At 55.1% G+C, this 25,864-nt stretch carries 19 protein-coding genes, 1 pseudogene and 1 riboswitch; of the genes and pseudogenes, 3 read left to right on the top strand and 17 right to left on the bottom strand.

The features are described from left to right. Nucleotides 1–122: 122 nt before the first annotated feature. From CHM34_RS02430 to CHM34_RS02470, 9 genes are all read right to left on the bottom strand, one after another. On the bottom strand, nucleotides 123–1,433 hold the full coding sequence (locus CHM34_RS02430; RefSeq protein ID WP_276207672.1) for a glutamate-5-semialdehyde dehydrogenase: 1,311 nt from the start codon (nucleotides 1,431–1,433) through the stop codon (nucleotides 123–125). A gap of 16 nt (nucleotides 1,434–1,449) precedes the next feature. Next, nucleotides 1,450–2,571 (bottom strand): glutamate 5-kinase, encoded by a 1,122-nt coding sequence (proB, locus tag CHM34_RS02435; RefSeq protein WP_094262964.1) that lies wholly within the window; start codon nucleotides 2,569–2,571, stop codon nucleotides 1,450–1,452. Nucleotides 2,572–2,898: 327 nt separating this feature from the next. After that, entirely contained in the window at nucleotides 2,899–4,068 is a 1,170-nt protein-coding gene (locus CHM34_RS02440; protein ID WP_094262965.1) for a mannitol-1-phosphate 5-dehydrogenase, read from the bottom strand. Next, nucleotides 4,068–4,505 (bottom strand): PTS mannitol transporter subunit IIA, encoded by a 438-nt coding sequence (locus CHM34_RS02445; RefSeq protein WP_094262966.1) that lies wholly within the window; start codon nucleotides 4,503–4,505, stop codon nucleotides 4,068–4,070. Before CHM34_RS02445 ends, CHM34_RS02440 begins: the two co-directional genes overlap by 1 nt. Before the next feature lie 3 nt (nucleotides 4,506–4,508). Then, nucleotides 4,509–6,593 carry a BglG family transcription antiterminator gene (locus CHM34_RS02450; protein ID WP_094262967.1) on the bottom strand — a complete coding sequence of 695 codons (2,085 nt, stop codon included), beginning with the start codon at nucleotides 6,591–6,593 and terminating at the stop codon, nucleotides 4,509–4,511. Nucleotides 6,594–6,607: 14 nt separating this feature from the next. Further along, on the bottom strand, nucleotides 6,608–8,023 hold the full coding sequence (locus CHM34_RS02455) for a PTS mannitol transporter subunit IIBC (protein ID WP_094263094.1): 1,416 nt from the start codon (nucleotides 8,021–8,023) through the stop codon (nucleotides 6,608–6,610). Between the two features lie 287 nt (nucleotides 8,024–8,310). Beyond that, nucleotides 8,311–9,147 carry a lipoate--protein ligase family protein gene (locus CHM34_RS02460; protein WP_439116304.1) on the bottom strand — a complete coding sequence of 279 codons (837 nt, stop codon included), beginning with the start codon at nucleotides 9,145–9,147 and terminating at the stop codon, nucleotides 8,311–8,313. 96 nt (nucleotides 9,148–9,243) lie between these two features. Further along, entirely contained in the window at nucleotides 9,244–10,194 is a 951-nt protein-coding gene (locus CHM34_RS02465) for an NAD-dependent epimerase/dehydratase family protein (protein ID WP_169713547.1), read from the bottom strand. A 145-nt stretch (nucleotides 10,195–10,339) separates the two neighbouring features. After that, nucleotides 10,340–12,103 (bottom strand): glycoside hydrolase family 3 protein, encoded by a 1,764-nt coding sequence (locus tag CHM34_RS02470; protein WP_240511822.1) that lies wholly within the window; start codon nucleotides 12,101–12,103, stop codon nucleotides 10,340–10,342. Nucleotides 12,104–12,319: 216 nt separating this feature from the next. Here CHM34_RS02470 and CHM34_RS02475 point away from each other — a divergent pair, with 216 nt between their 5' ends. Then, nucleotides 12,320–13,513, top strand: a complete 1,194-nt coding sequence (locus CHM34_RS02475; RefSeq protein WP_240511823.1) for an amino acid deaminase/aldolase — start codon at nucleotides 12,320–12,322, stop codon at nucleotides 13,511–13,513. Then, nucleotides 13,501–14,810, top strand: a pseudogene (locus tag CHM34_RS02480) (D-arabinono-1,4-lactone oxidase). The gene CHM34_RS02475 and the pseudogene CHM34_RS02480 overlap by 13 nt, the downstream one beginning before the upstream one ends. Before the next feature lie 73 nt (nucleotides 14,811–14,883). Here CHM34_RS02480 and CHM34_RS02485 read toward each other — a convergent pair. From CHM34_RS02485 to CHM34_RS02495, 3 genes are all read right to left on the bottom strand, one after another. Continuing rightward, nucleotides 14,884–15,261 carry a DUF779 domain-containing protein gene (locus CHM34_RS02485; RefSeq protein WP_206093733.1) on the bottom strand — a complete coding sequence of 126 codons (378 nt, stop codon included), beginning with the start codon at nucleotides 15,259–15,261 and terminating at the stop codon, nucleotides 14,884–14,886. Between the two features lie 28 nt (nucleotides 15,262–15,289). Further along, nucleotides 15,290–16,822: an aldehyde dehydrogenase family protein gene (locus CHM34_RS02490; RefSeq protein ID WP_094262970.1), complete on the bottom strand. Its 1,533-nt coding sequence runs from the start codon at nucleotides 16,820–16,822 to the stop codon at nucleotides 15,290–15,292. Between the two features lie 196 nt (nucleotides 16,823–17,018). Next, a complete protein-coding gene (locus tag CHM34_RS02495) occupies nucleotides 17,019–17,372 on the bottom strand; it encodes a DUF4870 domain-containing protein (protein WP_094262971.1) in 354 nt (117 codons plus the stop codon). A 310-nt stretch (nucleotides 17,373–17,682) separates the two neighbouring features. On the opposite strand from CHM34_RS02495, the gene CHM34_RS02500 reads away from it, so the two are divergent. After that, nucleotides 17,683–18,585, top strand: a complete 903-nt coding sequence (locus CHM34_RS02500; protein ID WP_094262972.1) for a sporulation protein — start codon at nucleotides 17,683–17,685, stop codon at nucleotides 18,583–18,585. A gap of 70 nt (nucleotides 18,586–18,655) precedes the next feature. On the opposite strand, the gene CHM34_RS02505 is transcribed toward CHM34_RS02500, so the two are convergent. The 5 genes from CHM34_RS02505 to gcvT form a co-directional block, all read right to left on the bottom strand. Continuing rightward, nucleotides 18,656–19,876 (bottom strand): CynX/NimT family MFS transporter, encoded by a 1,221-nt coding sequence (locus CHM34_RS02505; protein ID WP_094262973.1) that lies wholly within the window; start codon nucleotides 19,874–19,876, stop codon nucleotides 18,656–18,658. Between the two features lie 183 nt (nucleotides 19,877–20,059). Beyond that, nucleotides 20,060–21,358 carry a PA0049 family protein gene (locus tag CHM34_RS02510; protein WP_094262974.1) on the bottom strand — a complete coding sequence of 433 codons (1,299 nt, stop codon included), beginning with the start codon at nucleotides 21,356–21,358 and terminating at the stop codon, nucleotides 20,060–20,062. Nucleotides 21,359–21,542: 184 nt separating this feature from the next. Then, entirely contained in the window at nucleotides 21,543–23,000 is a 1,458-nt protein-coding gene (gene gcvPB, locus CHM34_RS02515; RefSeq protein ID WP_094262975.1) for an aminomethyl-transferring glycine dehydrogenase subunit GcvPB, read from the bottom strand. Next, on the bottom strand, nucleotides 22,997–24,343 hold the full coding sequence (gene gcvPA / locus CHM34_RS02520; protein ID WP_094262976.1) for an aminomethyl-transferring glycine dehydrogenase subunit GcvPA: 1,347 nt from the start codon (nucleotides 24,341–24,343) through the stop codon (nucleotides 22,997–22,999). The genes gcvPB and gcvPA overlap by 4 nt, the downstream gene beginning before the upstream one ends. 36 nt (nucleotides 24,344–24,379) lie before the next feature. After that, a complete protein-coding gene (gene gcvT / locus CHM34_RS02525; protein ID WP_094262977.1) occupies nucleotides 24,380–25,477 on the bottom strand; it encodes a glycine cleavage system aminomethyltransferase GcvT in 1,098 nt (365 codons plus the stop codon). Between the two features lie 130 nt (nucleotides 25,478–25,607). Next, nucleotides 25,608–25,696: riboswitch (glycine riboswitch) on the bottom strand. Nucleotides 25,697–25,864: the final 168 nt, after the last annotated feature.

A 25,864-nucleotide genomic window follows, 5' to 3' on the forward strand; every position in this document is an offset into this window, starting at 1 on the left:
CAGGATACCGAAAGGACGTTCGTAAATCAAGAGTAAACAAAAAGTGCCCGACACATTACCAGCCGGGCAGACGTATAGCCAAAACGGTAACTGCAATCCGATCCTGTCTTTCCCGTTCTTCCTCAGCGAACCTGCCCGGTTCCGTGGATCCGATATTGGTAGGATGTGAGTTCAGTGACCCCCATCGGGCCCCGGGCGTGAAGCTTCTGGGTACTGATTCCGATTTCCGCTCCGAAGCCGAACTGGGAACCATCCGTAAACCGGGTGGAGGCATTGTGATAAACGGCGGCGGCCTCCACCCCCCGCATAAATGTACGGGCGGCCGTGTCATCTTCGGTAATGATCGCTTCGGAATGGCGGCTCCCGTATCGATCGATATGTTCCACGGCATCCTCCAGAGAATCGACAATCCGAAAGGGTAAAACGAGGTCCAAAAATTCCGTCTCCCAGTCCTCCTCCCCAGCCTCATCCGCTTGAGGAAAGAGGGCCCGCGTCCTGGAACATCCCTTCACTTGCACTCCTTGTTGACGAAGCTTTTCACAGAGAGAGGGCAGGTGCTTTTCCGCCCAAACCCTGTGAACCAACAGGGTCTCCACGGCATTGCACACCGCGGGACGATCCGTTTTTGCATTGATGACGATTTCCTCCGCCATCGCCGACTTCGCTGACCGATCCACGTAAATATGACAATTCCCCACCCCCGTTTCCAGCACCGGAACTGTCGATTCCCGAACCACCCTCCGGATGAGTCCGGCTCCTCCTCGAGGGATGATCACATCGATCCATCCATTCATGGTGATCAACTCGTGAACGGCTTGACGGTCCGGATCCTCCACTAGCTGCACCGCTTCTTCAGGAAGAGACGTACCGGCCAAAGCCCGATGCAGAGCCTCCGTCAGAGCCCGGTTGGTGCGAGATGCGGAGGAACTGCCCCGGAGGACGACAGCGTTTCCCGCTTTCAGAGCGAGACCCGCCGCATCCACTGTCACATTGGGACGGGCCTCATAAATCATTCCGATCACACCCAGAGGCACCCGGACCTTTTCGATCCGGAGTCCGTCTTCGCGCCGCCGAGAATCGAGGATCTCCCCGACGGGATCCGGCATTCGGCGAAGCTGGCACAACCCCTCCCCCATTTCTTCCAGCCGTTTCCTGGTTAATCGGAGTCGATCCATCAGCGCCGGGGGAAGACCCGCTTTTTCTCCCTGCAGCAAATCGGTCTCGTTTGCTGAAAAAATCCGGTCCCGATGACGAATCAACGCCGTTGCCATCGCCTCAAGCGCTTCGTTCTTCTTCTCTTCCTCTGCAACAGCCAGTTTTTTAGCCGCCATCCGAGCCGTTTTCGCCTTCCGCCGTACCTCGGACCCGCTCATTTTTTCAGCTCCCTTCATTCCCTTTTTCGAAACTTGATCTGTTTTTCTGAATTGGAACAACCTTCTCAGAGAGGGACTAACTTTCTTCGACAGCCGTCACCGCCACCCAGTCATCCCGATGGATCACTTCCTCCGGAGATCCGGGCTGAACCGCCTGTACCTCTGATGATTTCCACCCTTTTACCCGATCCAGAAAATCGGCGGAATACCGAACGACCCCCCTGCCGATGGACCGCCCCAGAGAATCCGTCACACTGACGATTTCCCCTTCCTCAAACCGGCCTTTCACCTTCACCACTCCACAGGGCAATAGACTCCCTCCTTTCCGAAGCAGTGCACAAACCGCTCCCTCGTCCACCTCCACTTGGCCCCCGGGGGCGGAGTGGACCGTGATCCACTGCACTTTTCGACTGACGTGCCCGGAGCTTCTGTCGATATAGGTCCCGCTTCCTTTCCCTTCAATGGAACCTCGCATCCAATCCGACTTCCTTTTCGGGGTGCCGATATAGACCTGAACCCCCGTTTCCGCCGCCCGCTTGGCGGCCAACAGTTTCGAGCGCATCCCCCCGCTGCCAAGAGGATGTTTGCTATCGTTCAAATCGGCGATCAATCGGTCTTCCACCCGGGTGAGATGGGGAATAGAGCGGGCGGAAGGATTCCGGCGGGGGTCCTCGTTAAACAAGCCGTCCGTATTCGTCACCAAGAGCAGCCAGTCGGCTTGCAACAGCCCTGCCACCAGGGCGGCCAGGGTATCGTTGTCCCCCCAGCGGATCTCCTCCACGGAGACCGAATCATTCTCGTTGATGACAGGGACCCCTCCCTTATCCAGCAGGAAATTGAGGGTGTTCAACGCGTTTAGATACCGTCTCCGATGGTCAAAATCGCTCCTGGTGAGCAACACTTGGGCACAGATTTCGCCGGCAGCCGCAAACTGCTCCCGATAGTACTGCACTAAAGCCCCCTGGCCTGCCGCCGCAGCCGCCTGTTTCCCGGCCAGCGTCCGGGGGCGCTCGGACAGCCCCAATTCGTGAAACCCGGCGGCGATCGCTCCTGACGATACCAGCACGACACGGGCCCCTCTGCGCTTAAGTTCAATGAGGGACCGAACGTGGTGCCGCAACCATCCTTGATCCAATCGCCCCCGACCATCCGTCAACGAAGAGGTTCCGATTTTCACGACGATGGTTTGTCGATCCACGCTTCTCTCCTCCTGTCTGCCTACAATAAAAAACCCTCCTCCGCCTTCAAGGACGAAAGAGGGTTTCTTCCGCGGTACCACCTTTGTTGACACACTTGTGCCCGCCTCATCGCAGCCGATCGCTGCTTTCCTTCCGATAACGGGAAGTCCGTTCCGGTTTTCGCCGGCCGCCTCGGGAGATGGGTTCAGACGTACATCCCGGCAAAACCTCTCAGCCTTCGGGTTTTGCTCTCTGCCCGGTAAGTAACGCCTTACTGGTCTCCGTCATCGCGTTTGACGCAATCTCACTGTTGGTTCGTATAATTATGCAACGATCCTTCTAATCTGTCAACCCTTTAACCGGGCGACCATCTCCAACAGTTTGGCGTGTTGGTCGAGTACCAGCTCGACCAGCGGATGGTCGGAAGACAGTTGCGAGTAGGATCGCAACGCTCCCGATAAACCATCTTTCCGGATCGTTGCCTGCATCGCCGCCGTTTCTGGGTCTTCCCTCCAGTCATAGAGAAGGGCCGCCGCAACGGCGGAAGCCAGATGAACGGGTTGGACACCGCGGGATACCAGTTGGCGTGCAGGTCCTACCAGACGCTCTTCCGGACCCAGCTTCCGGATCGGAGTGCGGGCCACCCGGGTTACCCGGTCCGTGATATGGGGATTTTCAAACCGCCGGATCATCTTCCGTGTGTAACGACGGTGCTCCTCGGTTTCAAATCCGTGCTTTTCCGTCAACAGGCGTCCCGTTTCCTCCAGCACATACTCAACCTTGTTTCGGATCCAACCGTTTCCCATCGATTCCAGAACCGTTTTCATCCCGAGAGCATAACCGAAGTAGGCGGCGGCTGCATGGCCGGTGTTGACGGTATACAGCTTTCGCTCGATAAAAGCGTCCAGCTGATCAGTATAAAGGATTTCCTGTACGGGAGGAAGCTCTCCTTTGACAGCGGGCCGGTTCACCACCCACTCGAAGTACGGCTCCACTTCCACCCGCAAGGAAACCGCCGCTTTCTGATCCGGCACAATCCGGTCCACAGCAGCATCGGGAAAACCGATCCACTCCCGCAGGTGACGCTGTTCCCCACTGTCGCAATGGCTTTCCACATACTCCTTCAGCGCGGAGGAAGCGCCGATCATGTTCTCGCAGGCGATGACATTGAGGGGGGTTGTCCCTTCCAAAGCCCGTTTCTTCAGCCCTTGGGACAACAGGGGAGTGATCGCCTTCAAGACGTCAGGGCCCACCGCCGTCGTTACCAGATCCGCTCGGGAGACCGCTTCGACCACCCGGTCCGGTTGGGTGCGGCTGTTAAGGGCTGTCACATCCCCAACTTCCACCGTCTCCGGCTGTTCCTCCAGGGAGACAACCTCGTAGGATTGCCAGGTGCGGATCCGCTCCACCAGGGTATCGTCGATATCGACGAAACAAACCCGGTACCCGGCTCGGCTCAACAGGGCACCGATAAAGCCCCTTCCGATGTTCCCCGCTCCAAAATGTACAGCCAGCATCATTCCACCCCGTCAAAACAAGCCATCAGCTGGTCTTTGGTGTTTGCGGTAACCATCTTTTGCACCTTTTCTTCTTCCGCACAGATCAACGCGATTTTAGATAGAATGTCGAGATGTTCGCCATCCTTTCCGGCGATTGCGATGACCATCCTGGCTGTTTGACCGTCTCCGAAGTCGACTCCCTCAGGAACCTGGATGACGGAGATGCCGGAAGTTTTGACGTACCGCTTCCCTTCCTCCGTCCCATGGGGGATCGCCACCTGATTGCCGATATACGTGGTTAATGTGCTTTCACGTTCCAACATTGCATCGATATACTCTTTCTCGATATAGCCGTTTTCCACGAGTAACCCGCCTGCGATCCGGATCGCCTCCTCTTTGTCAGCGGGACGAACGTCCATTTGGATGTTGTTTGGATTAAAGATGTCGCTGTTCAACCTTTATCGCTCCTTGTCTGTTGTCATTTCTTGCAGGTAACGAAGCAAATGCTCAGTCAGGAATTCCCGCACCCTTAACGGAGACCCGGATTCAAAAATCCGGATGTGGTACCGGCTTTCCACAATGAAGGAACTGATCCAGCTGAGCAGGTCCAATCCCGCCCGGGAAATCTTGTCCGGAGCCAGCAGTAAGAGTAGCGTTGTCACTTCCATCTCGGATTGATCCATTCCCCGTATGCACACAGGCCGGGACAAGGAGTGGACCGTAAACGAGGATCTCTCAACTCCTCCGCCTCGGGTATGAAACAGAGCCAACCGCGTTCCGGGGATCCCCATCCCGCCCAGTTTCTCCCGCTCCATCAGCCGCGTTAGAACCTGTCCCGCCTCCGTGATCACCCCCGCCTTTTCTAATCGGGTAAGAATCGGATACAACAAGGCTTCCGGGGTTTCGCCGGGATCTTCCACCTTTTCATGGCGAAACCCCTTTAATAAAGCTAAAGCGTGGCCCGTCCACTCGTGGACGTTCTTCAGAGTCGAGACCCCGTCCTCCGGCAAGAGGGCTTTCGCATCACCGGCCTGCTCCTGACACCGGGGGAGCTGATCCTTTATATTTTGGATGTCTTTTTTCGTCGGAAAAGGATGAACCCTGATATATCCCTCATACTCCGGAGGGAGAGGAACTGTGGAAATCAACAGATGATAACGGTCGGTATCCAGCTCTTTCAGTTCCAATAGAGAAGCTCTCGTCAACTGCTTGATTTCCGGAATCTCTTTCCGGATGCGGCTGGACAGCAGTTTGGAGGAACCGACGCCGCTGGAACAGACCACCAGGGCCCGGATCGAACCCGCCGTTTCTCTTCTTTCCAGGAAGGATCCGAAATGCATCACAAGATATCCGATCTCTTCCGGGGGAACGGAAAGGTGAGGCAACACCTGCTCCACCCCTTCCCGAATGACCCCGAAAAGCCGGGGATAGCCCCGCCGGATTTCCTCGAGCAGAGGATTGTGAATCCGCAGGTTTTGGTTTAGGCGATACACGGCCCTCTCCAGATGAACGATAAGGCCCTGCTTCAGAGAAAAGTGATCCGTCAACTTCACTCCTGTCTCCGCCTCTACGAACCGGATCAACTCCGCCGCCTTCATGGCGATTTCCACATCTGCCTCTTCCGGCCAATCTCTCTTTTCGTCCCGCAGCTTCGCCCCCCGCAGGTACATGGCGATGGATCCGACTTCGGCTTCCGGAATATCCAGATGCAGACCATCTTCCAACTCCTTTGCCATCCGGGCGGCGACTTCGAATTCCCGGGTGTCTTTCCCGGTTTCCGGTGAAGTCCGTGCCAGTGTCTCCCCTCTTCCGATCCGCTCCACTGCCAGAGCGATGTGGACCACCAAACCGATATAGGCGCTGTCCGCCAAAGCGTAGGGCAATGCGGAAACCTCACGGCGGACGATCTCCTCGACCACCGCCAGATGTTCCTTCTCCAACAGACCCAGCAAGCGCTGCGAAATCCGTTCCACCCGGCCGAGCGATGGGGTCTGCGCCGGTTCCTTCAAGAGATGCAGAAGCTCCTCTTCCGGAAAAGAGTCGGCGATCAAAGCCCTCATCGCTTTTCTTCTGGCATCTTCCGCTCCCTGGATCATCACCCCCCAGCCCCGTCTGCGGATCATCCGGAGATCGAATGAGTCCAACCACCCCTCCAATAGAGACAGGTCCTGACTGACCGTCGCCGGGGTGACCTTCAACTCCCGGGCCAGGGAGGTCAGCTTCAACGGTTCCGACGACTCCAGCAAAGAGCTCAACAGATAGGCCTTCCGCTCCTCCGGCGTGTACTCGGAAAAGGAAAGACGGCTCACAGCCGACCAGAGCGCCTGTTTATCAGCCATTTCCCCCTCAATGGAAACCCCGATCCCGGCTTGTCTGTTCAGCTTCAGTCCAAAGCGGGCCAGTACTTGATCCAGCCCTTTCAAGTCCCGGTGAACGGTGCGGGGGCTGACCCGCAGATGATCCGCAATCTGTTGAACGGTCAGGGCTTCTTCCTCTTTGATCAGCAACCGGATGATATTCCGTTCCCGTGATGAAACATACATGGGAAATCACAATCCTATCGTTTCAGTTCCTCGATCAGTTCATCATATAGGGGAGCGGACAAGAAATTGTCGACGGACAGGTGACGCGCCTTCGGCTGTTTCGCCTTGGCCCGATCCGTCAAGTTTTTGTGCGTAATCACGATGTCCGCGTCTTCAGGCAGCTGATTGATGGAGGTGTTGGTCACCTCGATGGGGAGACCGGCCTTCTCCACCTTGTTCTTAAGGACGGACGCTCCCATCGCGCTGGAACCCATACCGGCGTCACAGGCGAACACAATCTTGTTCACCTCGGGGTTTTCCTCTTCAAAGTCCAGGGGCTGATCCGCGGTATCAGCCGGTTTCCCCTTCAGATCTTGCACTCTCCGGGAAGCCTCCTCAAAATCTTCCTTCGTCCCCTCCCGGTTCTTTCGCAGAAAGAGGGCGCTCACCAGGAAGGAGACGATGGTGGAGACAATCACTCCGGTCAGGACACCGTCATAGTTCCCGCGGGGAGTCATCGCCAGCAGGGCAAAGATGCTGCCCGGTGAGGGGACAGCCACCAGTCCTGCTTCAAAGAGAGCGAAAACAAACACGCCGCTGATCCCGCCGGCGATGGCGGCCAGAATCAGGACGGGCCGCATCAGGATATACGGGAAATAAATCTCATGAATCCCGCCGAGAAAGTGAATGACGGCGGCTCCCGGAGCCGATTGTTTGGCCGTTTTCCTGCCAAAGGCCCAGTAAGCCAACAGGATTCCCAACCCCGGTCCCGGATTCGGCTCCAGCAGAAAAAGGATCGACTTACCTGTCTCCGCCGCTTCGTTGACGCCGATCGGGCTGAGGATACCGTGGTTGATGGCGTTGTTTAGAAACAGAACTTTGGCCGGTTCTATAAAGACGTTGGCCAGAGGCAGCAGCCCTGTAGCGATGATCCATTCCACACCGGCGGCCAGTATTTTGTTGAGCGCCAGGACGACCGGACCGACAGCTTTATAGGCGGCCAATGTCAACAGAGCCCCGACAATACCCACCGAGAAATTGTTCACCAGCATTTCGAAGCCGGACCGAACCTTCCCTTCAAACAAGCGATCCACATATTTGATGACGACACCGCCGAGGGGCCCCATCACCATGGCCCCGAGAAACATCGGGATGTCCGCTCCGACGATCACGCCGATCGTCGCCGTTGCACCAACCACCCCGCCCCTGGAACCGAAGACCATTTTCCCCCCTGTATAACCGATGAGAAGCGGCAACAGGAACTGGATCATGGGCTCCACCAGTCGGGCCAGATCTTCATTGGGGAACCATCCGCTGGGGATAAACAGCGCCGTAATCAGCCCCCAGGCGATAAACGCGCCGATGTTGGGCATGATCAAACCGCTCAAGTAGCTGCCAAACCGTTGGATCTTAACGCGAATATCCCCTTTATCATCAGAATCTGCCCCCATCGGGATGGATGAATCCGTATCGGGCATGGTCCATACCTCCTTACATGTTCATAGTAAAAGAAATCAATCGATTTCCGTTTTATCGTAAGCGGTTTCAGGCATGGCTTCAATAAAATCTAATTCCGATTTCGGCACTGGTATTGTTGCCAAATCTGAATTAAAGATGAATCACCGTCCCCCTTCAGGGTTTCTGATATCCTGGACACACCAAAAAACCACCTCGACAATCGAGGTGGCTGTGTTAACGGGGTCCTATCTGTCACATCCTTCTTAAAACCTTACCTGAATTATTTCTTCAAGTTCCACGCCTCAGTGCCGTAACGCTCTTGCACCAGCCGCTCCGCCAGTTCTTCTTCATATGAAGTTAGTTCTCCCGACACGAGGCGGATTCCCATCCCCTTGGCAAAGCCGTGGGTAAAGGCATCCACTGCCTCCTCCACTGCAACCGGCGTTTCCCGCAACTGGTTGATCGCAACCGCTTTTTGCAGAAACCCCCGTTTCATCCGTTCCTTCACTCGTTCCGACGGAAACCGGAGCACATCGAACAACAGTTCGACATCCAAATCCAGCAAAATCGAACCGTGCTGAAGGATCACGCCTTTTTGGCGAGTTTGGGCGCTCCCCGCCACTTTCCTCCCCTCGACGACCAGTTCATAATTGGAAGGTGAGTCGAAACAAGCAGCGGAACCCATGGAAGCGTACCGGGCTTTTTCCTCTTCACTCTCCATCGGAACCATCTCCGCCTTCAGGTTCAGCCGGCGGAATCCCTCCAGCAGACCGGTGCTGATCACCCGGTAGGACTGGGTGACGGAGGTGGGCATATCGGGATAATCTTCTGCAACGATCACACTGTAGGTGACCTCCTGATCGTGCAAAACCGCCCTTCCCCCGGTGGGGCGGCGGACGAAGCCCAACCCTCTCTCCTGCAACCGGTCCATATCCACTTCCTTGCGGACTTTTTGGAAATAGCCGATGGATAAAGTGGAAGGGTCCCAGCCGTAGAAACGGATCGTGGGGGGAACTTTTCCCTCACTGTGAGCAACCAGGATCGCCTCATCGATAGCCATGTTTTCCGCGCTGTTCTTCAAGCCGGTATGTAGAAGACGCCATTGATTCGTCATCATCATGTTGCGTAGACACCACCTATTATTTCGGTACCCGACTATTTTAACGCTTCCCACAGCATGGCACAAATCGGAAAAGAAATCCTCTGTCGCCGCTTACTCCCGGATCCGTCCGACCACCCGGGAAATCGTTTCTTCCAGCGGTGTACGGGAATATCCCAGCTCCCGTTCCGCTTTGGCCGAGGAATAATAGGCACAACAGCCCGCCAATCGGGCCAAATCCCAAGCCAAGGCGGGCTCACGCTTAGTCAGCCATCCCGCTGTTTCCGCCGCTAGGGAGAGCCCCTGAGCCATTTTTCGCTTCAAGACGATGACGGATTCCTTTTTTCCCGCTTTTCGCTGGATCAGGCGGAAGGCGTCAGCCAACGGCAGATCCATCCCTCCCAGGATGTACCGTTCACCGACAGCACCCTTCTCCGCCGCCGATAAATGACCCCGAACCACATCCCGGACATCGCAAAGGTTTACCCCTCCCTCCGGTGCCACCCGTAACAGACCCCGGGCTACAGCAGAGGTAAAGGAGGGGGTTCCATCTCCCAGAATGACTCCCGGGTTGACCACCACCGCAGGCAACCCCGCCTTGGCCAGCCGGAGTACCTCCTCTTCAGCCTTCCGTTTGGCGACGGCATACCCGATGTCCAGTTCCTCCCCGTTAAAGGGAAAGGACTCGTCCACCGGGTTTCCATCCGTCGAAAACCCAACAGCCGCGGCAGAGCTGGTGTAGACGAACCGCTTCACCCCCGCTCGAAGAGCTTCTTGCGCCACCTGTTTTGTCCCGTCCACGTTGGTCCGGAACATGGATCGGCGCTTTCCTCGCCCCCAGGCTACTTCCCCCGCCGCGTGAAACACCCAATCCACTCCTGTACAACATCCGGCGAGGGAATCGGGGTCCAATACATCTCCTCGAACGGCCCGTACCTCTTTCGGCAATCGGAGTCTCTTTTTTTCGGAACGAACCAGTACGGATACCTGATATTCTTCCCGGAGTAACCGGTGAACCAAAGACCGGCCAAGAAACCCGGTCCCTCCGGTTACCAATACGTGCATGGCCATTCTCCTTTCCCGGTTCCAATCAACTTCTCATGCTCGATCATTGTTTTTAATCCATGATCAGCATACCAACCCTTCACCCTTCACGACAGTCCCTTTAAAAAAAGCCTCCTTTCGGAGGCTCAGGAGATAACAATCCCGGTCAAGGATCTATCCTATCGGTTGGTTCGGATCCGCTATAACTCAACCCGTGGCCGTAGGGGTACAAATCCGGAATGGTGACCGGAAGGCGCCCCTGGGGTTGATTGGAACCAAACAGCGTATCCGCCACCGCCTCCAGGGAGACCGGGCGATAACCGTAGGTGTTCACATAGGCGTCCACCCCGGGAAAATCTTGGATGTCGTAAGGGTTGCGGAAAGCGACGACGGCCATCGGTTTATCCAGTTCCTGCAGCGCTTGCACCAGTTTGATCTGCTGCGGATAGAGACTGGCCGAATAGGTGCCGACGATCAGCACATCCTGTTTCCGCGCCATCTCTACCGCCTGGTCGATTTCCTCATCGGTGGGGTTCACTCCTTTCATATGGATCTCCGTCGAGTGGGAGTGATACCGGTCCACCTGCTCTTTCAAAGGGTACTGGCTGATGATCCCCAGCTTTTGATCCTCGGACAGCTTCAGGGGAAGCAGACCGCGCTCATTTTTGACCAGGGTGATCGAGCGACGGGCGATCTCATCCGCCTTTTCCCGGTGTTCCCGGGTGCCGACACGCTCCGCCACTTCGTCCTCGTCTACTTGGTGATTCATAAACAGACCGTACTTCAACTTCACCTTCAAAATCCGCCTGACGGACTGATCGATCCGCTTCTCGGAAATATCCCCGGACCGGACCGCCTCGAGGATCTCCTGGTACACTTCGATCTGCTCATCCGCGGTCAGAGCGGGAGTCAGGAGCACGATATCCACCCCGGCGTCTACCGCTTTCACCGCCGCCTGAGACACACCGCCGAAGTAATCCGCCACTCCGGCCATGGTCATGGAGTCGGTGACGATCAGACCATCGTATCCCATCTCCTGCCGCAGAAGCCCGGTCATGATTGGCTTGGATAGTGTCGCTGGCAAATTGGGGGTATCGTCCAGGGCGGGTACGTGAATGTGAGCGGTCATGATGGCATCGATCCCGCTTTCGATCGCCCGTCGAAAGGGAACCAGCTCCACCCTCTCCAGCTCCTCCCGACTCTTGTCGATGACCGGCAGACCGAGGTGAGAATCGGTATCCGTATCGCCGTGGCCGGGGAAATGCTTGGCTGTGGCCACCACCCGGTTCTCCATCGAATGGCGTTGATAGCCCCTGATCGCAGCCGCCCCCATATTGGCCACCAGATGCGGATCCTCAGCGTAAGAACGAACTCCGATCACCGGGTTGTCCGGGTTGACGTTGACATCCAGCACCGGTGCCAAGTTCATGTTGATTCCGACGGCGCGAAGCTCCTCACCGGTGATTCGGGCCGCTTCATGAGAATCCTTGAGCTTCCGTCCGGCACCGAGGGCCATGTTTCCCGGCAATTGCGTCGCCCCTGTGGTCATCCGGGCAACCACGCCCCCCTCTTGGTCCGTCGAGATCAGAAGGGGAATTTTCAGCCGAGTCTCTTCGGCGATCCGCTGCAGCCCATTGGTCAGCTTCGCCGTCTGCACCGGTGTCTGCACGTTATCCGAGTAAGAAAAGAGTATCACATTTCCAGCATGGACATCCCGGATCAAGCGCCGGATATCTTCCGTCGGCTCGGAACCGTAAAAACCGACCATCATCATCTGGCCCACTTTTTCTTCCAGAGTCATCCCTCTTAACAACTGTTGGGGAGTTTCCCCCTTTCGCCTCTTCCCTTCCGCCCCGGCGGCGGGGGTTACCAACAGCGGAACCACCAGCAACAAGGAAATAAAAACGGCCCCCATCCTGACAGACTTCACAGCGATTCCTCCTCTCCCGTGATTCAAGGGTGTGACGTGACGATGTTCATTCTGGCAAGTAAGAGATCGATGAGTGGATAGAAGACATCTCCATTTGTAACTAATTACCTTTTGCCAATTTTCATTATATACTTTTTATTGTATACTCACCACTACAGACTCCGCCATCCCCTTTCTGTGACAAAAAGCCGCTTCCCGGTCCCGGAGGTGAAAAACGTGATTCGAAGAGATTACGACTACTATCGCAACTCTTTTAAAAACATTCCCAAACCCTTTGCTTACCTCGATCTCGATCTGCTGCAGGAGAACATCCGGAAAATCCGCAAAAGGAACAACGGCAAGAAAATACGTATCGCCACCAAATCCCTGCGCTGTGTTCAGTCGATCCGCTACATCTTGAAACAGGGTGATCCCTTTCAAGGAGTCATGTGCTTTACCATTCCGGAAGCGCTGTTCTTGGCGGAACGGGGACTCGCGGATCTGCTCGTCGCATATCCCGCCTGGGACAAAAACCAGATCCGAGCGACAGCCCGGGCGGTGCGCAAAGGAAACTCGGTCACCCTAATGGTAGACAACCCACAACACGTAGATCATATCGAATCTATCGCCCGGCGAGAGGAAAGCCACATCCCCCTCTGCGTCGACCTGGACCTGTCTGTCCGATATCCCGGTCTCGTCTTCGGTGTCCGGCGCTCCCCGATCCGCGGTGAGAAGGAAATGCTTCACCTCGTACAACGCATCGCGGCCTCCCATCATGTTCACCTGGACGGACTGATGGGGTACGAAGCGCAAATCGCCGGAGTCGGCGACCACTATCCCCGTCAGTGGTTGAAAAACACCCTTCTCCGGTTTCTGAAGGGAAGATCCGTCCGGGAAATCGCCGAACGGAGGGCAAAAACAGTCCAAGCGATCCGGAGACTGGGAATCCCCCTTCGCTTCATCAACGGTGGGGGAACGGGCAGTTTGCACACGACGAGCCTGGAGGATACGGTGACCGAAGTGACTGTCGGCTCCGGGTTTTATGCCCCGGGTTTGTTCGATTATTATCGGGATGTCCGCTACCGGCCCGCCGCCGGTTTTGCCATCGAAATCACCCGCCGGCCCCAACCGGGGATTTTCACCTGTACCGGCGGCGGTTATACCGCTTCCGGAAGAGCCGGTCCGGATAGGTTGCCCCTGCCTTACTTGCCGGATGGCGCCTCTCTCTTCCCTTCGGAAGGGGCTGGAGAAGTGCAGACGCCCATCCGCTACCGAGGGGCTGTGGAATTAAACCTGGGAGACCCTGTCTTTATGCGCCACAGCAAAGCCGGAGAACTGTGCGAACACTTTAACCACTTGTACTGGCTTTCGGAAGGACGGATCGTCGATCGAGTGAAAACCTACCGCGGGCACGGGAGGTGTTTTCTTTGAAAACGATCGGCAAACCATGGCGTAATTGGTCCGGTTCCGTTGAGTGCTTTCCGGAACAGATCGCGTTTCCGGAGACGGTTGATGAAGTGGTGGACCTTGTCAAAAAGGGACAAGCCGAGGGAGGCGGATTCGCGTGGTCGGCTCCGGCCATTCCTTTACGCCCCTCTTCCGAACCGACAGCGTGCTTCTCTCCCTGGACCGGCTGCGAGGCTTAATCGGGGTGGAAAACGGAGTCGCCCACCTGTGGGCGGGTACCAAACTAAAAGAGTTGGGAAAAACACTCCTGGAGAAGGGATGGGCCCAGGAAAGCCTGGGGGACATCAACGCCCAATCCATTGCCGGAGCAATCAGCACGGGAACCCACGGCACCGGAATCCAATTCGGCAACTTGTCCAGCCAGGTGAAAGGACTCACTCTCGTCACCGCCGCCGGAAACATCATCGACTGCTCCGTGGCGGAACACCCGGAACTGTTTAAAGCGGCGCAAGTCTCCCTCGGCAGCCTGGGTATCATCGTTCAAGTCCGACTCCGGGTCGTGCCTGCATTTCAGCTTCACTACCGAAGCTGCCGACTCCCGCTGGATGAAACCTTGAAACGGCTAAACGAGTTGAAACGCGATCACCGTCATTTTGAATTCTTCTGGTTCCCCCATACCAACAAGGTTCAGGCCAAGTTTTTGAACAAGACGGACCCGATCCCTGCAAAAAACCGCCGCTGGATCCCATTCTACAAACTGGCCGTCGAAAACGGGGTCTTCCGGTGTCTATCCGAAGGAGCCCGACTGTTCCCCCGTCTCAGCGCGACGGTAAGCAAGCTGTCGGCCCAAAGAGTCCCCGTTAACGAGGAAACGGGTTACAGCCATTGCCTCTTCACAACCCCCCGCCTGGTCCGTTTCCACGAGATGGAATACAGCATCCCGGCGGAACAGTTGGCATCGGTCGTTGAAGAGATCCAGTCCTGCATTCACAAGCACCGCATCAACGTCCACTTTCCCGTGGAGTGCCGGTACGTCAAAGGGGACGACATCTGGCTGAGCCCGGCCTACGGGCGGGATTCCGCTTTCGTAGCCGTCCACATGTACAAGGGAATGCCCTACCGGGAGTATTTTGACGCAGTTGAGGAGATCTTTCTCCGCTATGGAGGACGCCCCCACTGGGGCAAAATGCACTCCCTCACCGCAGACCGACTAAGAGAGATATACCCGAAATGGAATGATTTCCTTAAGATCCGTTCCGGAATGGATCCGCAGGGTTTATTTTTAAATCCTTACCTGAACCAATTGTTTGGCATGAAATAAGGGCAAAAATCCTCCCTCATTAAAAAAGAAATCCCGCCGATTGATGGCGGGATTTCCAAGAAAACAACCATTTTTACGAAGTCGCTTCCACCGGTTCCAGATTCTCCGACTCCGCCTTTGTAAAGGGGCGGGACCGGATCAGGAAGCGAAGACCCAAGGGGATTTCCAAGGAGAAGGAAGCTCCCCTCCCCCGGATGATATCCACGGTCAGTTGGGTATGCTTCCAATACTCGAACTGGGTACGGGACATATAAAAAGGACACCCGTGGATCTGACCGAGAAGGACGTCGCTGGCTCCGACACGAAACTGTCCCTGCCGGAAGCACATGGGCGAAGAACCGTCGCAACAGCCTCCGCTTTGATGAAACATCAATTCACCGTGCTCCTTGCGCAGCTGGTCGATCACCTTTTTCGCCCCGTCGGTCACCAGCACTCTCGGAACACGATTCATACGCTTCACCCCCTCCCTCTCCATTCCGTTAAAACAGCCCGGCCGGGTTTTTATCGTAGGAGATAAGGAGGTTTTTCGTACGGCGGTAATGGTTCAGCATCATTTTGTGGGTTTCCCGTCCGATCCCCGACTGTTTGTATCCGCCGAAGGCGGCGTGAGCCGGATATTGATGATAGCAGTTGACCCAGACGCGACCCGCCTCGATTTTCCGCGCCACCTGGTAGGCTTGATGCGCATCCCGGCTCCACAGACCGGCCCCCAGGCCGTACAAAGTATCGTTGGCAATTTCCAAAAGCTCTTCCTCATCCTTAAAGGTCGTGACGGAGACAACCGGCCCGAAAATCTCCTCCTGAAAGATGCGCATCCGGTTGTTTCCCTCAAAAACGGTCGGCTTTATATAAAACCCGTCGGGATACATCTTGTTTTGAAAGGGTTCCCCACCGGTCAACAGTTTGGCCCCTTCCTGCTTGCCGACATCGATATAACTCATGATCTTCTCATACTGATCCTCCGAGGCCTGGGCTCCCAACATCGTTTGAGGGTTAAGAGGGTCCCCCGTCTTGATCTGACTGACCCGTTCCAATGCCCGTTCCATAAATTCGTCATAGATGGACTCCTGAATCAAAGCGCGGGAAGGACAGGTACACACTTCCCCCTGATTGAGTGCAAACATGGTGAATCCTTCGATCGCTTTTTCCAAAAAAGCGTCGTCCCGATGCATCACACTCTCCGTGAAGACATTGGGGGATTTTCCGCCCAACTCCAGTGTGACAGGGATGATATTCTCTGAAGCATACTGCATAATCAGCCGGCCCGTTGTCGTCTCGCCGGTGAAAGCCACTTTTCCGATACCGGGGGAGGTGGCCAGGGCTTGACCCGCCTCCGGGCCGAAACCGTTTACGATATTGAGTACTCCGGGAGGCAAGAGATCGGCGATCAGCTCAGCGAACAGCAGAATCGTCACCGGTGTCTGCTCCGCCGGTTTCAGTACGGCGCAATTGCCCGCAGCCAGTGCGGGAGCCAGCTTCCACGCCCCCATCAAAAGAGGAAAATTCCAGGGAATGATCTGACCCACGACACCGATCGGCTCGTGGATATGCATTGACACCGTGTTGGCATCGATTTCCGAAATTCCGCCTTCCTCTCCGCGAATCACTCCGGCAAAATAACGGAAATGGTCAATGGCCAGGGGCAGATCGGCAGCCAGCGCTTCACGGATCGGCTTTCCATTATCCCAGGATTCGGAAACGGCCAACATTTCCTTGTTTTCCTCCAGCCGATCGGCGATTTTCAGCAAAATCCGGCTCCTCTTCGCCGCCGGCATACTCCCCCATTTTTCCTTCACCTCATGAGCCTTTTGGATTGCCAGCTCCACATCCTCTTTTTTGGAACGGGGGATGCGAGTAAATGTTTTCCCGTCCACCGGAGAAGGGTTATCGAAATATTCTCCGCCCTTGGGAGCCACCCACTCTCCTCCGATAAAGTTTTCGTAACGGGGTTTGTAGTGCACCAAGCTTCCTTCCAGATTCGGTTGTTTGTAACCTTCCAAGGTGACACTCATCGCACTGTTCCTCCCTTTCCATCCCGAAATTTCACCTGTCACAGTCCCGGCTGGCAGCAGCTCCATGCGGTGTTACTCTCTGCGATGTAGAAACTTACGCCCTTACATTATCAAAACCAACTGATCATTTCAATAAATACTTTGAAAAGAATGAAAAAATAAAAACAGCCCTTGACAAAGGCTGTTTTTTTCTATCTCACAAGAAACGAAACGTCATCGGATACCGGTATGGAATTCCGTCTTTGGCTTTGACAGAAGCGATAACGGTCAAAATCAACCCGCTGACATGGACGACGGCGATCAATACAAAGCCGATCAATATCACCATCAGAACCGTGGAAATCAGAGCATAGATGGTCCAGGTAATCTGGAAATTAAGAGCTTCCCTGCCTTGGAGGTCCACTTCGACGAACTCATCTTTCTTTAACAACCAAATCAAAAGAGGGCCGATCAAATGCCCCAAAGGTATGAGGACATAGCCGATGATGGCGCTTAAATGGCACAGCATCCCCCAGGTTCGGGAGGGATGATCCGGAACATTTTGGTTCATGGTGAACTCCTTTCTTTGAACAGCATCGTTTCCCTTTATGGTATTCCCCGTCGATACGGCTGAGACTCGGGATGGTTGTAATGGTCACGAAAAGTCATTCGACATCACATACCCACTCCTCCCGTTTCACGGTGCCGCTAAAAGTTCCCGGGTAAGACTATCGTATCATCGAAATGCAGCCGCAGCATAACTTTTATATAATCCTTTCGTTTTATTGAAGTGTCATTAAATCCCTGGTTCAATAGAGACAGAATAAGAAAGCGATATCAGTCCCCCCGGGATTTCGGATCACCGAAGGAGTGTAAATTCGATGATGGTGAAAAAAATGATGAAGCAACCGTCAGAGGAAGCGACCGAAGTCAATTTGTGGCTGAACCGATCCGCCTGGGAGGCGGGAGAAACCGTGGAGGGCCGCGTGGCGGTCGCGGGGGGATCCTCTGAACAAAGGATCGAAGAACTGGAGATCTCCTTGGTGATCACCGCATGGGTCAAAGAACGGGAGTACAGCGAACCGATCAAATCCGCCCGCTTAATCAGCGCACCTGTTACCATTTCCCCGTCGGAAACACAAACTTGGGATTTCAGTATGCCACTGCCCAAAACATTACCCATCTCCGGCTCCCCCATCTGTTACCACGCCAAGGTTCGGTTAGCGGAAACCGGACGAAAGCCGGTGACGGTCACGACACCGGTCCAAGTCAATCCTTCGGATCCATTGCGCCGATTGTTCCGTACTTGGGAAGCCCTTGAATTTGAGGAAACATCGGCTTCCCGCGTTTTCAGCGGAGACGCCCAGGAATTCATTTTCTCACCTGTTGGAGGGTGGAAAAACCGATTGTACCACGTGATGTTCCTGACGGCTCTGGAACCGGAGGGCATTCGTTTGCGGTTATCTGCGAACCCTTGCGCTTCGGGTAAAAAACAACAGGTTTCACGGGAACTCTTCCTGCCGAATTCGTTGCTGGATCGTCCGGAGGATGCCATCCGACCTTTGGATGCCGCACTGAGGGACCTTGCGAATCAACTCGAACCGTCGTCACCGGCCGCTTCCGAAAAGGATCCATCCTCTCGCTTGACGGGTGCCGTCGGAAGCTTCGCCACAGGAACCATCGGGGGTTTGATTCTTTCCGATCTAATGGACGACGCCGCCAAAAACCGACAAAACGGAGATAAACTGTTCAACAAGATCTTCGGCAAAGGAAACAGTCGGTAGCATGATCCCTTAAAGCAACCCTGCTGATGCGCTCAGCAGGGTCTATCTCGTACTCAACCCGGGGAATCCGTTACCGATCATCCATTTGGATGCTCACTTGTCCAGATCGGCCTGCACCCCACCCCGTCAAAAGCATGAAGAGACAACTGACCGACAGCGTGATTAAGGGGAGAGTCCACGAATGCATCCCATCAAAGAGCCACCCGATCAGGAAAGGGCCTACTGCCGCCAACAGATATCCCGCAGACTGGGCCATTCCGGATAACTCCGCCGCTTGACGGGCAGTCGTCGTTCTCAATCCGAAAAAGGCGAAGGAAAGACTGACACAGGCCCCTTGTGCCAGACCGATTAACACCGTACTCACAACAAACATTCCATAACTCCCGCCGATCAGCAACCCAACAAACCCGAAAAAGTAGATCAAACTGATCCCCGCGGCAAGGCCCCGCTGATTTGGAAGACGGTCGGCAAGCACCGGTGCGAGGAACGTACCCGGGACACCGACCAACAAGGTCAAGGAGAGCAACCAGCCCGCATCCGCAACGCTCACTCCCCTGTCATGGAGAATGGACGGCAACCAGGCCACTGTGGTATAAAAAGCGAAAGATTGCAGTCCCATAAACCACGTCACTTGCCAAGCCAGAGATGAATGCCAAATCCCTCGACCCGGCGACACCGCTTCTCGAAGGGGGAGACGCCGGGAGCGGCCGGGAACACGCAATTGGGGCAACCACAGGATGGCGGCGATCCCCGCGAGAATACCCCAAATTCCCAAAGATCCTTGCCACCCGAGCTTCAACCCCTCGGCGACCGGAATGCTGAGACCCGATCCCAATGCAGCACAAAGTGTCATCGCTGTGGAATACACACTGGTCATCAGGCCCACCCTTTCGGGGAACCTCTGCTTGATCACCCCCGGCAACAACACATTGCAGATCGCGATCCCCGCTCCTACCCAAACCGTCCCCACAAATAACGCAGAAGCTTGAGGTAACGAACGGATCGCGATTCCGACGCCCAATGCGATCAGACCGGCAAAAATCATTCGCTCGTTTCCAAAACGGTTGCCGACTTTGGGAGCCAAAGGTGAAAGGAGACCGAAGACGATCAATGGAAGAGTAGTCAACAAGCCGACGGCAATATGGGACAACCCCAGATCCCTGCGAATGGATCCCGCCAAGGGCCCGACGGCAGTAAGCGCGGGACGCAGGTTGAATGCGACAAACACGATGCCTAAAATAAAAAAAGTTTTTCCGGCATATGAGAGGCCCTCACCTTTTTTCACTGTCATCTCGTCTCCCTTCTCAATAAAAGCGATGTAAACTCCATATACGATGAAAAGCCCAAGTAGGGTGGGTTCGTCCCAACATGGAACGGAACCAGTAGAAGCCCCTCTTTTCCAATGTAACACATTTAAAACACGTTCAAAAAAACCCCGCCGACAAGCGGGGAAGCAATTGCTCTTTGGAGCGATTTACTTTTCATATAGCGATCGAGCAGCCGCTTGGACCAGAGCCACCGTCTGATCAACCGTCGCTCTCCGTTCCTCACGGAATTTTGCATCGATATAAACGTTCTTGTCCTCCGGGTAGTTCTGCAAAGCGGCATTATGGAGATGACCTCCAGGGATATCGTCCGCCCCGAGTGCAATCCGGAGTCGGTTGGAGCGATATTGACTTTCGTTAGAGAGGTAACTTCCCCCGCCCCCGGAACGGGCTTTCGAACCCGGTGTCGGTCCCCCTTCATGGCAGACATAAGGATCCACATAGTCCGGCGGCAACCATTCACACACTTCATCATTGTACAATACCGGCCAGGGACCCGTTTCCGCTTCGACCATTGCCTGATAGGGGAGGGTCGTTTCAATAAATTCAAGGGGTGAATCAGGCATCGGCCAGTGGGAGACCGGGGGAATTTCAGTGGATCGCTCGGCCAATTCATTATCCGTTCCCGTATGCCACCGTCCGGCAAACCCTTCGATGTCCATCTGTTGGGGCCTTCCCTGACTGATCGTCATCATCAAATCAATCCGGTTCGGTCCTTTTTTCAGATAAGGACCGAAGGCGTCTTCCACAATTCCATCTTCAAAATCCCGCCACCGAACGGGGAACATGACCGATTGAATAATGGCCGGTCCTTCTTTGGTCTCAATCCGTTGCCCGTCCATTTGAAGGACGGATGCACCGGAAGGATTACTTCGGCGGAATTCCTGTTCCAAACGATAAGGATCGAACCCGCTAACCATGACCCGTTTGATCTGTTTTCCTTTCGGGAATCGCACCGTTGTCAGACCGCGAGAGGTATACTCCAATCGCATCAGCAGTTTTGACCGCTGTTTCTCTGTCACCGTGAAGTTCGGGTCCCATTGGCGTAAGGCACGGGTCATATGCAACCGAGCCCAGTAAAGGGGCCGGTCGTCATAACGGTCCAGATTCCCCAAATCGGGACGTTTCCCCTGAGCACGATCGACAGCGGTCTTCCACAGTTGAACGCCGGTTTTTTCAACCAGTCTCTTTGCCGCTTCCGGGCCCGATGAGCGACAAAGGTCCTGTTGAAACTCTTCCACAAAGCGGTCAAATCGGCTATCCTCCAATATTTGTCGGGGAATCGGTTTCCCATCGTCGATCCGCTGTTCCTCTGGAGTGACGGGTCGGTTGACATCGTAGCATTCAGCACCCCTTTCTGCAGATACGCCGGGCGGAAACGATACAACAACCATGGAAACCGTCACAAGTCCAATCAGTAGGCTCTTCCATGTTTTTTTGTGAAACACGTAATCACTCCTTTTTATAAACATCTCATGTTTTTATTTTCTAAGAAAATAAAAAAACCTCCTCCTTTCAAAAAATATTGGTCATATTGCGTTATCAAGCTCGACGTATGAGGACAAAAAAGTCCTTTTAAAAATAAACCCCGCTGCCTAACACAGCGGGGTCCTGCTAATCGATTCGATTTTCTTACTCCTTGGTCCAGCGTAAAACGGGTTTACGGGCGGCGGTCACTTCGTCCAGTCGTTTGATCATGGTATGGTGAGGCGCTTCCTGGACGTCTTCGGGACAGTCTTCCGCTTCCCGGGCGATTTGAATCATCCCTTCGACGAAGCGATCCAGCGTCTCCTTGCTTTCCGTCTCTGTCGGCTCGATCATCATACACTCGTCGACGATGAGCGGGAAGTAGATCGTCGGCGGATGAACACCGAAATCCAGTAGACGTTTGGCCATGTCCAGGGTACGAACTCCCAGCTTTTTTTGCCGGTTTCCGGAAAGGACGAATTCATGTTTGCAGAATTGTTGATAGGGAACATCGAAATAAGGCTGAAGCTTTTTCATCAAGTAGTTGGCATTTAAGACCGCATCCTCGGAAACCCGGCGCAGCCCATCCGGACCCATCGTCCGAATGTAGGTATAGGCCCGCACCAACATCCCGAAGTTCCCGTGATAAGCCTTGATCCGCCCGATGGATTGCGGAATGTCGTCGTCCAAATAGTATCCTCGAGAACCTTTGCCCACCACTGGTTTCGGCAGGAAGGGAGCCAGAATGTCCTTGACACCGACTGGACCGGAACCCGGTCCGCCTCCGCCGTGGGGAGTGGTAAATGTCTTGTGCAGGTTGAGATGAACGACGTCAAACCCCATATCCCCGGGTCGAGCTTGCCCCAGGATGGCGTTGGCATTCGCCCCGTCATAGTAGATGAGACCTCCGGCTTCGTGGACGATATCGGCGATCTCTTTGATCTCCCGTTCAAAAAGGCCCAAGGTGTTCGGATTGGTTAGCATCAGGGCCGCCGTATCATCACCGACGGCTTCCTTGAGGGAGGCTACACTGACCAGCCCTTCTTCATTGGACTTGACAGTAACCGCCTGAAATCCGGCGACAGTGGCACTGGCGGGGTTGGTTCCGTGAGCGGAATCCGGGACGATCACCTTATCCCGTTTCGTGTCTCCTCGGCTTTCGTGGTAGGCCTTGATCATCATCAGGCCGGTCCATTCCCCCTGGGCTCCGGCGGCAGACTGCAGGGTAACCCGATCCATCCCAGTGATTTCCGCGAGATCCCGCTGTAGTTCATACATCAATTGCAGCGCTCCCTGAACCGACTCCTCCGGCTGATAGGGATGGATGTTGGAAAATCCCAGGTACCGAGCCACATCCTCATGAATCTTCGGGTTATATTTCATAGTACAGGAGCCCAACGGATAAAACCCGTTATCGATCCCGTGGTTGCGGCGGGAAAGCTCTGTATAGTGGCGGATGAGATCCAATTCCGACACTTCCGGCAGATCCGCCGGGGTCTGTCGGAGCATGTCCTCAGGCAGGTATTCAGACGCCTCTTTATCGGGCACGTCGGATTCCGGCAGACTGTACGCCCTCCGGCCCGGGTTGCTCATCTCGAAGATCAGGGCTTTAGCTTCGGTCATAATACTCCCTCCAGTACACGGGCCAGTTCTTCGATTTCCTCTTTCGTACGCATCTCAGTGACGGCCAAAAGCATGGACCCCTCCAACTCCGGATAATCCCGGCCGAGGTCGTAACCGCCGATCATTCCTTCCCGAAGCAATTTTTTGTTGATCTCCGACGCTGGACGGGAGAGTTTAACAGCGAACTCGTTGAAGAACGGTTGTTCAAACACCGGCTCCACTCCGGGGATTTGAGTCAGACGTTTTTGAGCATAATGGGCTTTGTTCAGATTGAGCCGGGAAACCTCTTGCAACCCTTCTTTCCCCAGGGCCGTCATGTAAACAGCCGCCCCCAAGGCATTCAAAGCTTGATTGGAGCAGATGTTGGAGGTCGCTTTTTCTCTCCGGATATGCTGTTCCCGGGCCTGAAGGGTCAATACGAACCCCCGGACGCCATCCTCATCCACGGTTTGTCCGACAATCCGCCCCGGTACCTTGCGCATCAGCTTGCGAGTGACAGCGAAAAAGCCGCAATGAGGTCCGCCGAACTGGACGGGGATTCCCATTGGTTGCGCGTCTCCGACAACAATATCCGCTCCGTATTCCCCCGGCGGCTTGATTAGACCCAAGGCGATCGGATGGCTGCTGACGACCAACAGACCCTTGTGTCGATGGGCAATGGGTTCAATCCGGCTCAGATCCTCCAAGTTACCGAAAAAGTTGGGGGATTGAACAATAACCGCAGCGGTCCCCTCATCGGCGGCGGAAGCCAGTTCCTCCGGATCCGTAACTCCGGCGGAACAAGGGATTTCCACAACCCCCAGTCCCAATCCCCGGGCCTGAGTCGCAAGGATCGCCCGTGCCTCCGGGTGAACCGCCCGAGAAACCAGAATCTTTTTTCTTTTGGAAACCGCAGCCGCCACTCCGGCCGCCTCACTTAAAGCAGTCGGGCCGTCGTACATGGAGGAGTTGGCCACGTCCATCCCCGTCAATTCACAGATCATTGTCTGGAACTCGAAGATCGCCTGCAATTCCCCCTGGCTCACCTCCGGCTGATACGGAGTGTACGCGGTATAAAATTCGGAACGGGAAATTACATGGTTAACCACGCTGGGGATATGATGCTCATAAGCTCCGGCTCCCAAAAAACTCGTGTATCGATCAAAGGATGCATTTTTCCCGGCCAAACGCCCCATATGGCGCACCAAAGAGGGTTCGGCCAGAGGCTCCGACACCCGGAGCCGATCCTTGAATCGAACGCTCTCCGGTATATCGCTGAACAATTCCTCCACCGATTCAATCCCCAACTCTGACAGCATCTCCCGCCGGTCTTCCTCTGTCATGGGCAAATATCTGAAAGTCATCCGGACTCCTCCTTACCGATTAAACCGTTACCAGGGTTATTGATTCGGCCGCTTATAGAACGGGGTCTTGACGATTTTCGCCGCTACTCGCTTCCCGCGAATTTCAACATCCACCCGGTTATCCAGTTGAGCGTGCTCCCATTTGATCAGAGCCAAACCGACATTCTTTTTCAAAGTAGGGGATTGAGTACCGGAAGTGATTTCGCCCACTTCCTCCTCCCCCACGTAAACCGGGTAGTGGGAGCGGGGAATACCGCGTTCCACCATCTCCAGACCCACCAATTTGCGAGGAGCGCCCTCTTTCTTCTGGCGGACCAATACATCGCGACCGATAAAATCCCCTTTGTCCGGTTTTACGGCAAAACCGATACCCGCCTCGATCGGACTGATACTGGCGGAAAGCTCATTACCGTACAAGGCGAGCCTCGCCTCGAAACGAAGGGTATCGCGGGCTCCCAAGCCACAGGGAACGACTCCGTCGTCTTTGCCCGTCTCCAGAATTTTCTCCCACAGGAGCGGGGCTTTTTCCGCATCCAAATAGATTTCAAACCCGTCTTCCCCGGTATATCCCGTCCGGGAAACCAAGCCTGAAACACCGTCCAAATCCACATCCGCCTGAAAGCGGAAGGGCCGAATCCGGGAGAGGTCCGTTTCCGTCAACCGCTGTAACACCTTCTCTGCGCGCGGCCCTTGTAAAGCGATCTGGGCGATCCGATCGGACACGTTCTTCACGGTGACATCGCCGGATGCATGCTTTCCCATCCATTCCACATCCTTGTCGATGTTGGCGGCGTTGATCACCAGCAGGTAATCCCCTTCTCCGCGCATATACACCAACAAATCATCCACCGTACCTCCGTCCGGATAACACATGGCCGTATACTGCACTCGGCCCGGCTCCAGTTTGGACGCGTCGTTGGTCGTTAAGCGCTGTACCAACTGCAACGCGTCCGAGCCGGTAATTTCCGCCTCCCCCATATGGGACACATCGAATAACCCGGCCCGGGTCCGAACCGCTTCATGCTCGGCCTTAATCCCGGAAAACTGGACCGGCATCTCCCAGCCGCCGAAGGGAACCAGTTTGGCTTTATCCTTGTACACGGGATAAAGCGGTGTACGTTTGACATCCGCCACGATCTCCACCTCCGTCGATTTCGTATCCCCGATTCATAAAGCCCCTGTCCGGTGACCTGAGAGTTTAGCCCGATCGCACAAACCGGGATTGCCCCTTGGGTGGCTCTGAAAAGAGCGCTTTCCAGAGGAACGTCCGGCGGGCCTCCTTTTGCCTGAGAGATTCGCCAATCGGCTTGCTCCTTCGGCGCCACTAAAGGTGGACTCTCCTCCCGCCTTCAACCGCTGAAACCAGGGTTATTTCCCTTTCATTGTGCCACATTTTCCCCTTGATTTCGATACCTTGAGACAAGGAAAACCTCATAATCCGTGTTTCTTCATCCATACTAAGGAAATGACCGCTTGCATCAAAGCAAAAAAAGACGCCCAAAGGTTAAAAAGGAGGTGCGA

This window comes from Paludifilum halophilum, from assembly GCF_002245355.1.
Lineage (GTDB): Bacteria > Bacillota > Bacilli > Thermoactinomycetales > DSM-45169 > Paludifilum > Paludifilum halophilum.

Excerpts from the sequence above, each read along its gene's own strand:
- CHM34_RS02455 (WP_094263094.1), bottom strand. The coding sequence starts at position 8,023 with ATGGGGGCAGATTCTGATGATAAAGGGGATATTCGCGTTAAGATCCAA.
- CHM34_RS02440 (WP_094262965.1), bottom strand. The coding sequence starts at position 4,068 with ATGCTGGCTGTACATTTTGGAGCGGGGAACATCGGAAGGGGCTTTATC.
- CHM34_RS02465 (WP_169713547.1), bottom strand. The coding sequence starts at position 10,194 with ATGCACGTATTGGTAACCGGAGGGACCGGGTTTCTTGGCCGGTCTTTG.
- CHM34_RS02485 (WP_206093733.1), bottom strand. The coding sequence starts at position 15,261 with ATGAATCGTGTTCCGAGAGTGCTGGTGACCGACGGGGCGAAAAAGGTG.
- CHM34_RS02500 (WP_094262972.1), top strand. The coding sequence starts at position 17,683 with ATGATGGTGAAAAAAATGATGAAGCAACCGTCAGAGGAAGCGACCGAA.
- CHM34_RS02490 (WP_094262970.1), bottom strand. The coding sequence starts at position 16,822 with ATGAGTGTCACCTTGGAAGGTTACAAACAACCGAATCTGGAAGGAAGC.
- CHM34_RS02450 (WP_094262967.1), bottom strand. The coding sequence starts at position 6,593 with ATGTATGTTTCATCACGGGAACGGAATATCATCCGGTTGCTGATCAAA.
- CHM34_RS02495 (WP_094262971.1), bottom strand. The coding sequence starts at position 17,372 with ATGAACCAAAATGTTCCGGATCATCCCTCCCGAACCTGGGGGATGCTG.
- CHM34_RS02505 (WP_094262973.1), bottom strand. The coding sequence starts at position 19,876 with ATGACAGTGAAAAAAGGTGAGGGCCTCTCATATGCCGGAAAAACTTTT.
- gcvPB (WP_094262975.1), bottom strand. The coding sequence starts at position 23,000 with ATGACCGAAGCTAAAGCCCTGATCTTCGAGATGAGCAACCCGGGCCGG.
- gcvPA (WP_094262976.1), bottom strand. The coding sequence starts at position 24,343 with ATGACTTTCAGATATTTGCCCATGACAGAGGAAGACCGGCGGGAGATG.
- CHM34_RS02460 (WP_439116304.1), bottom strand. The coding sequence starts at position 9,147 with ATGATGACGAATCAATGGCGTCTTCTACATACCGGCTTGAAGAACAGC.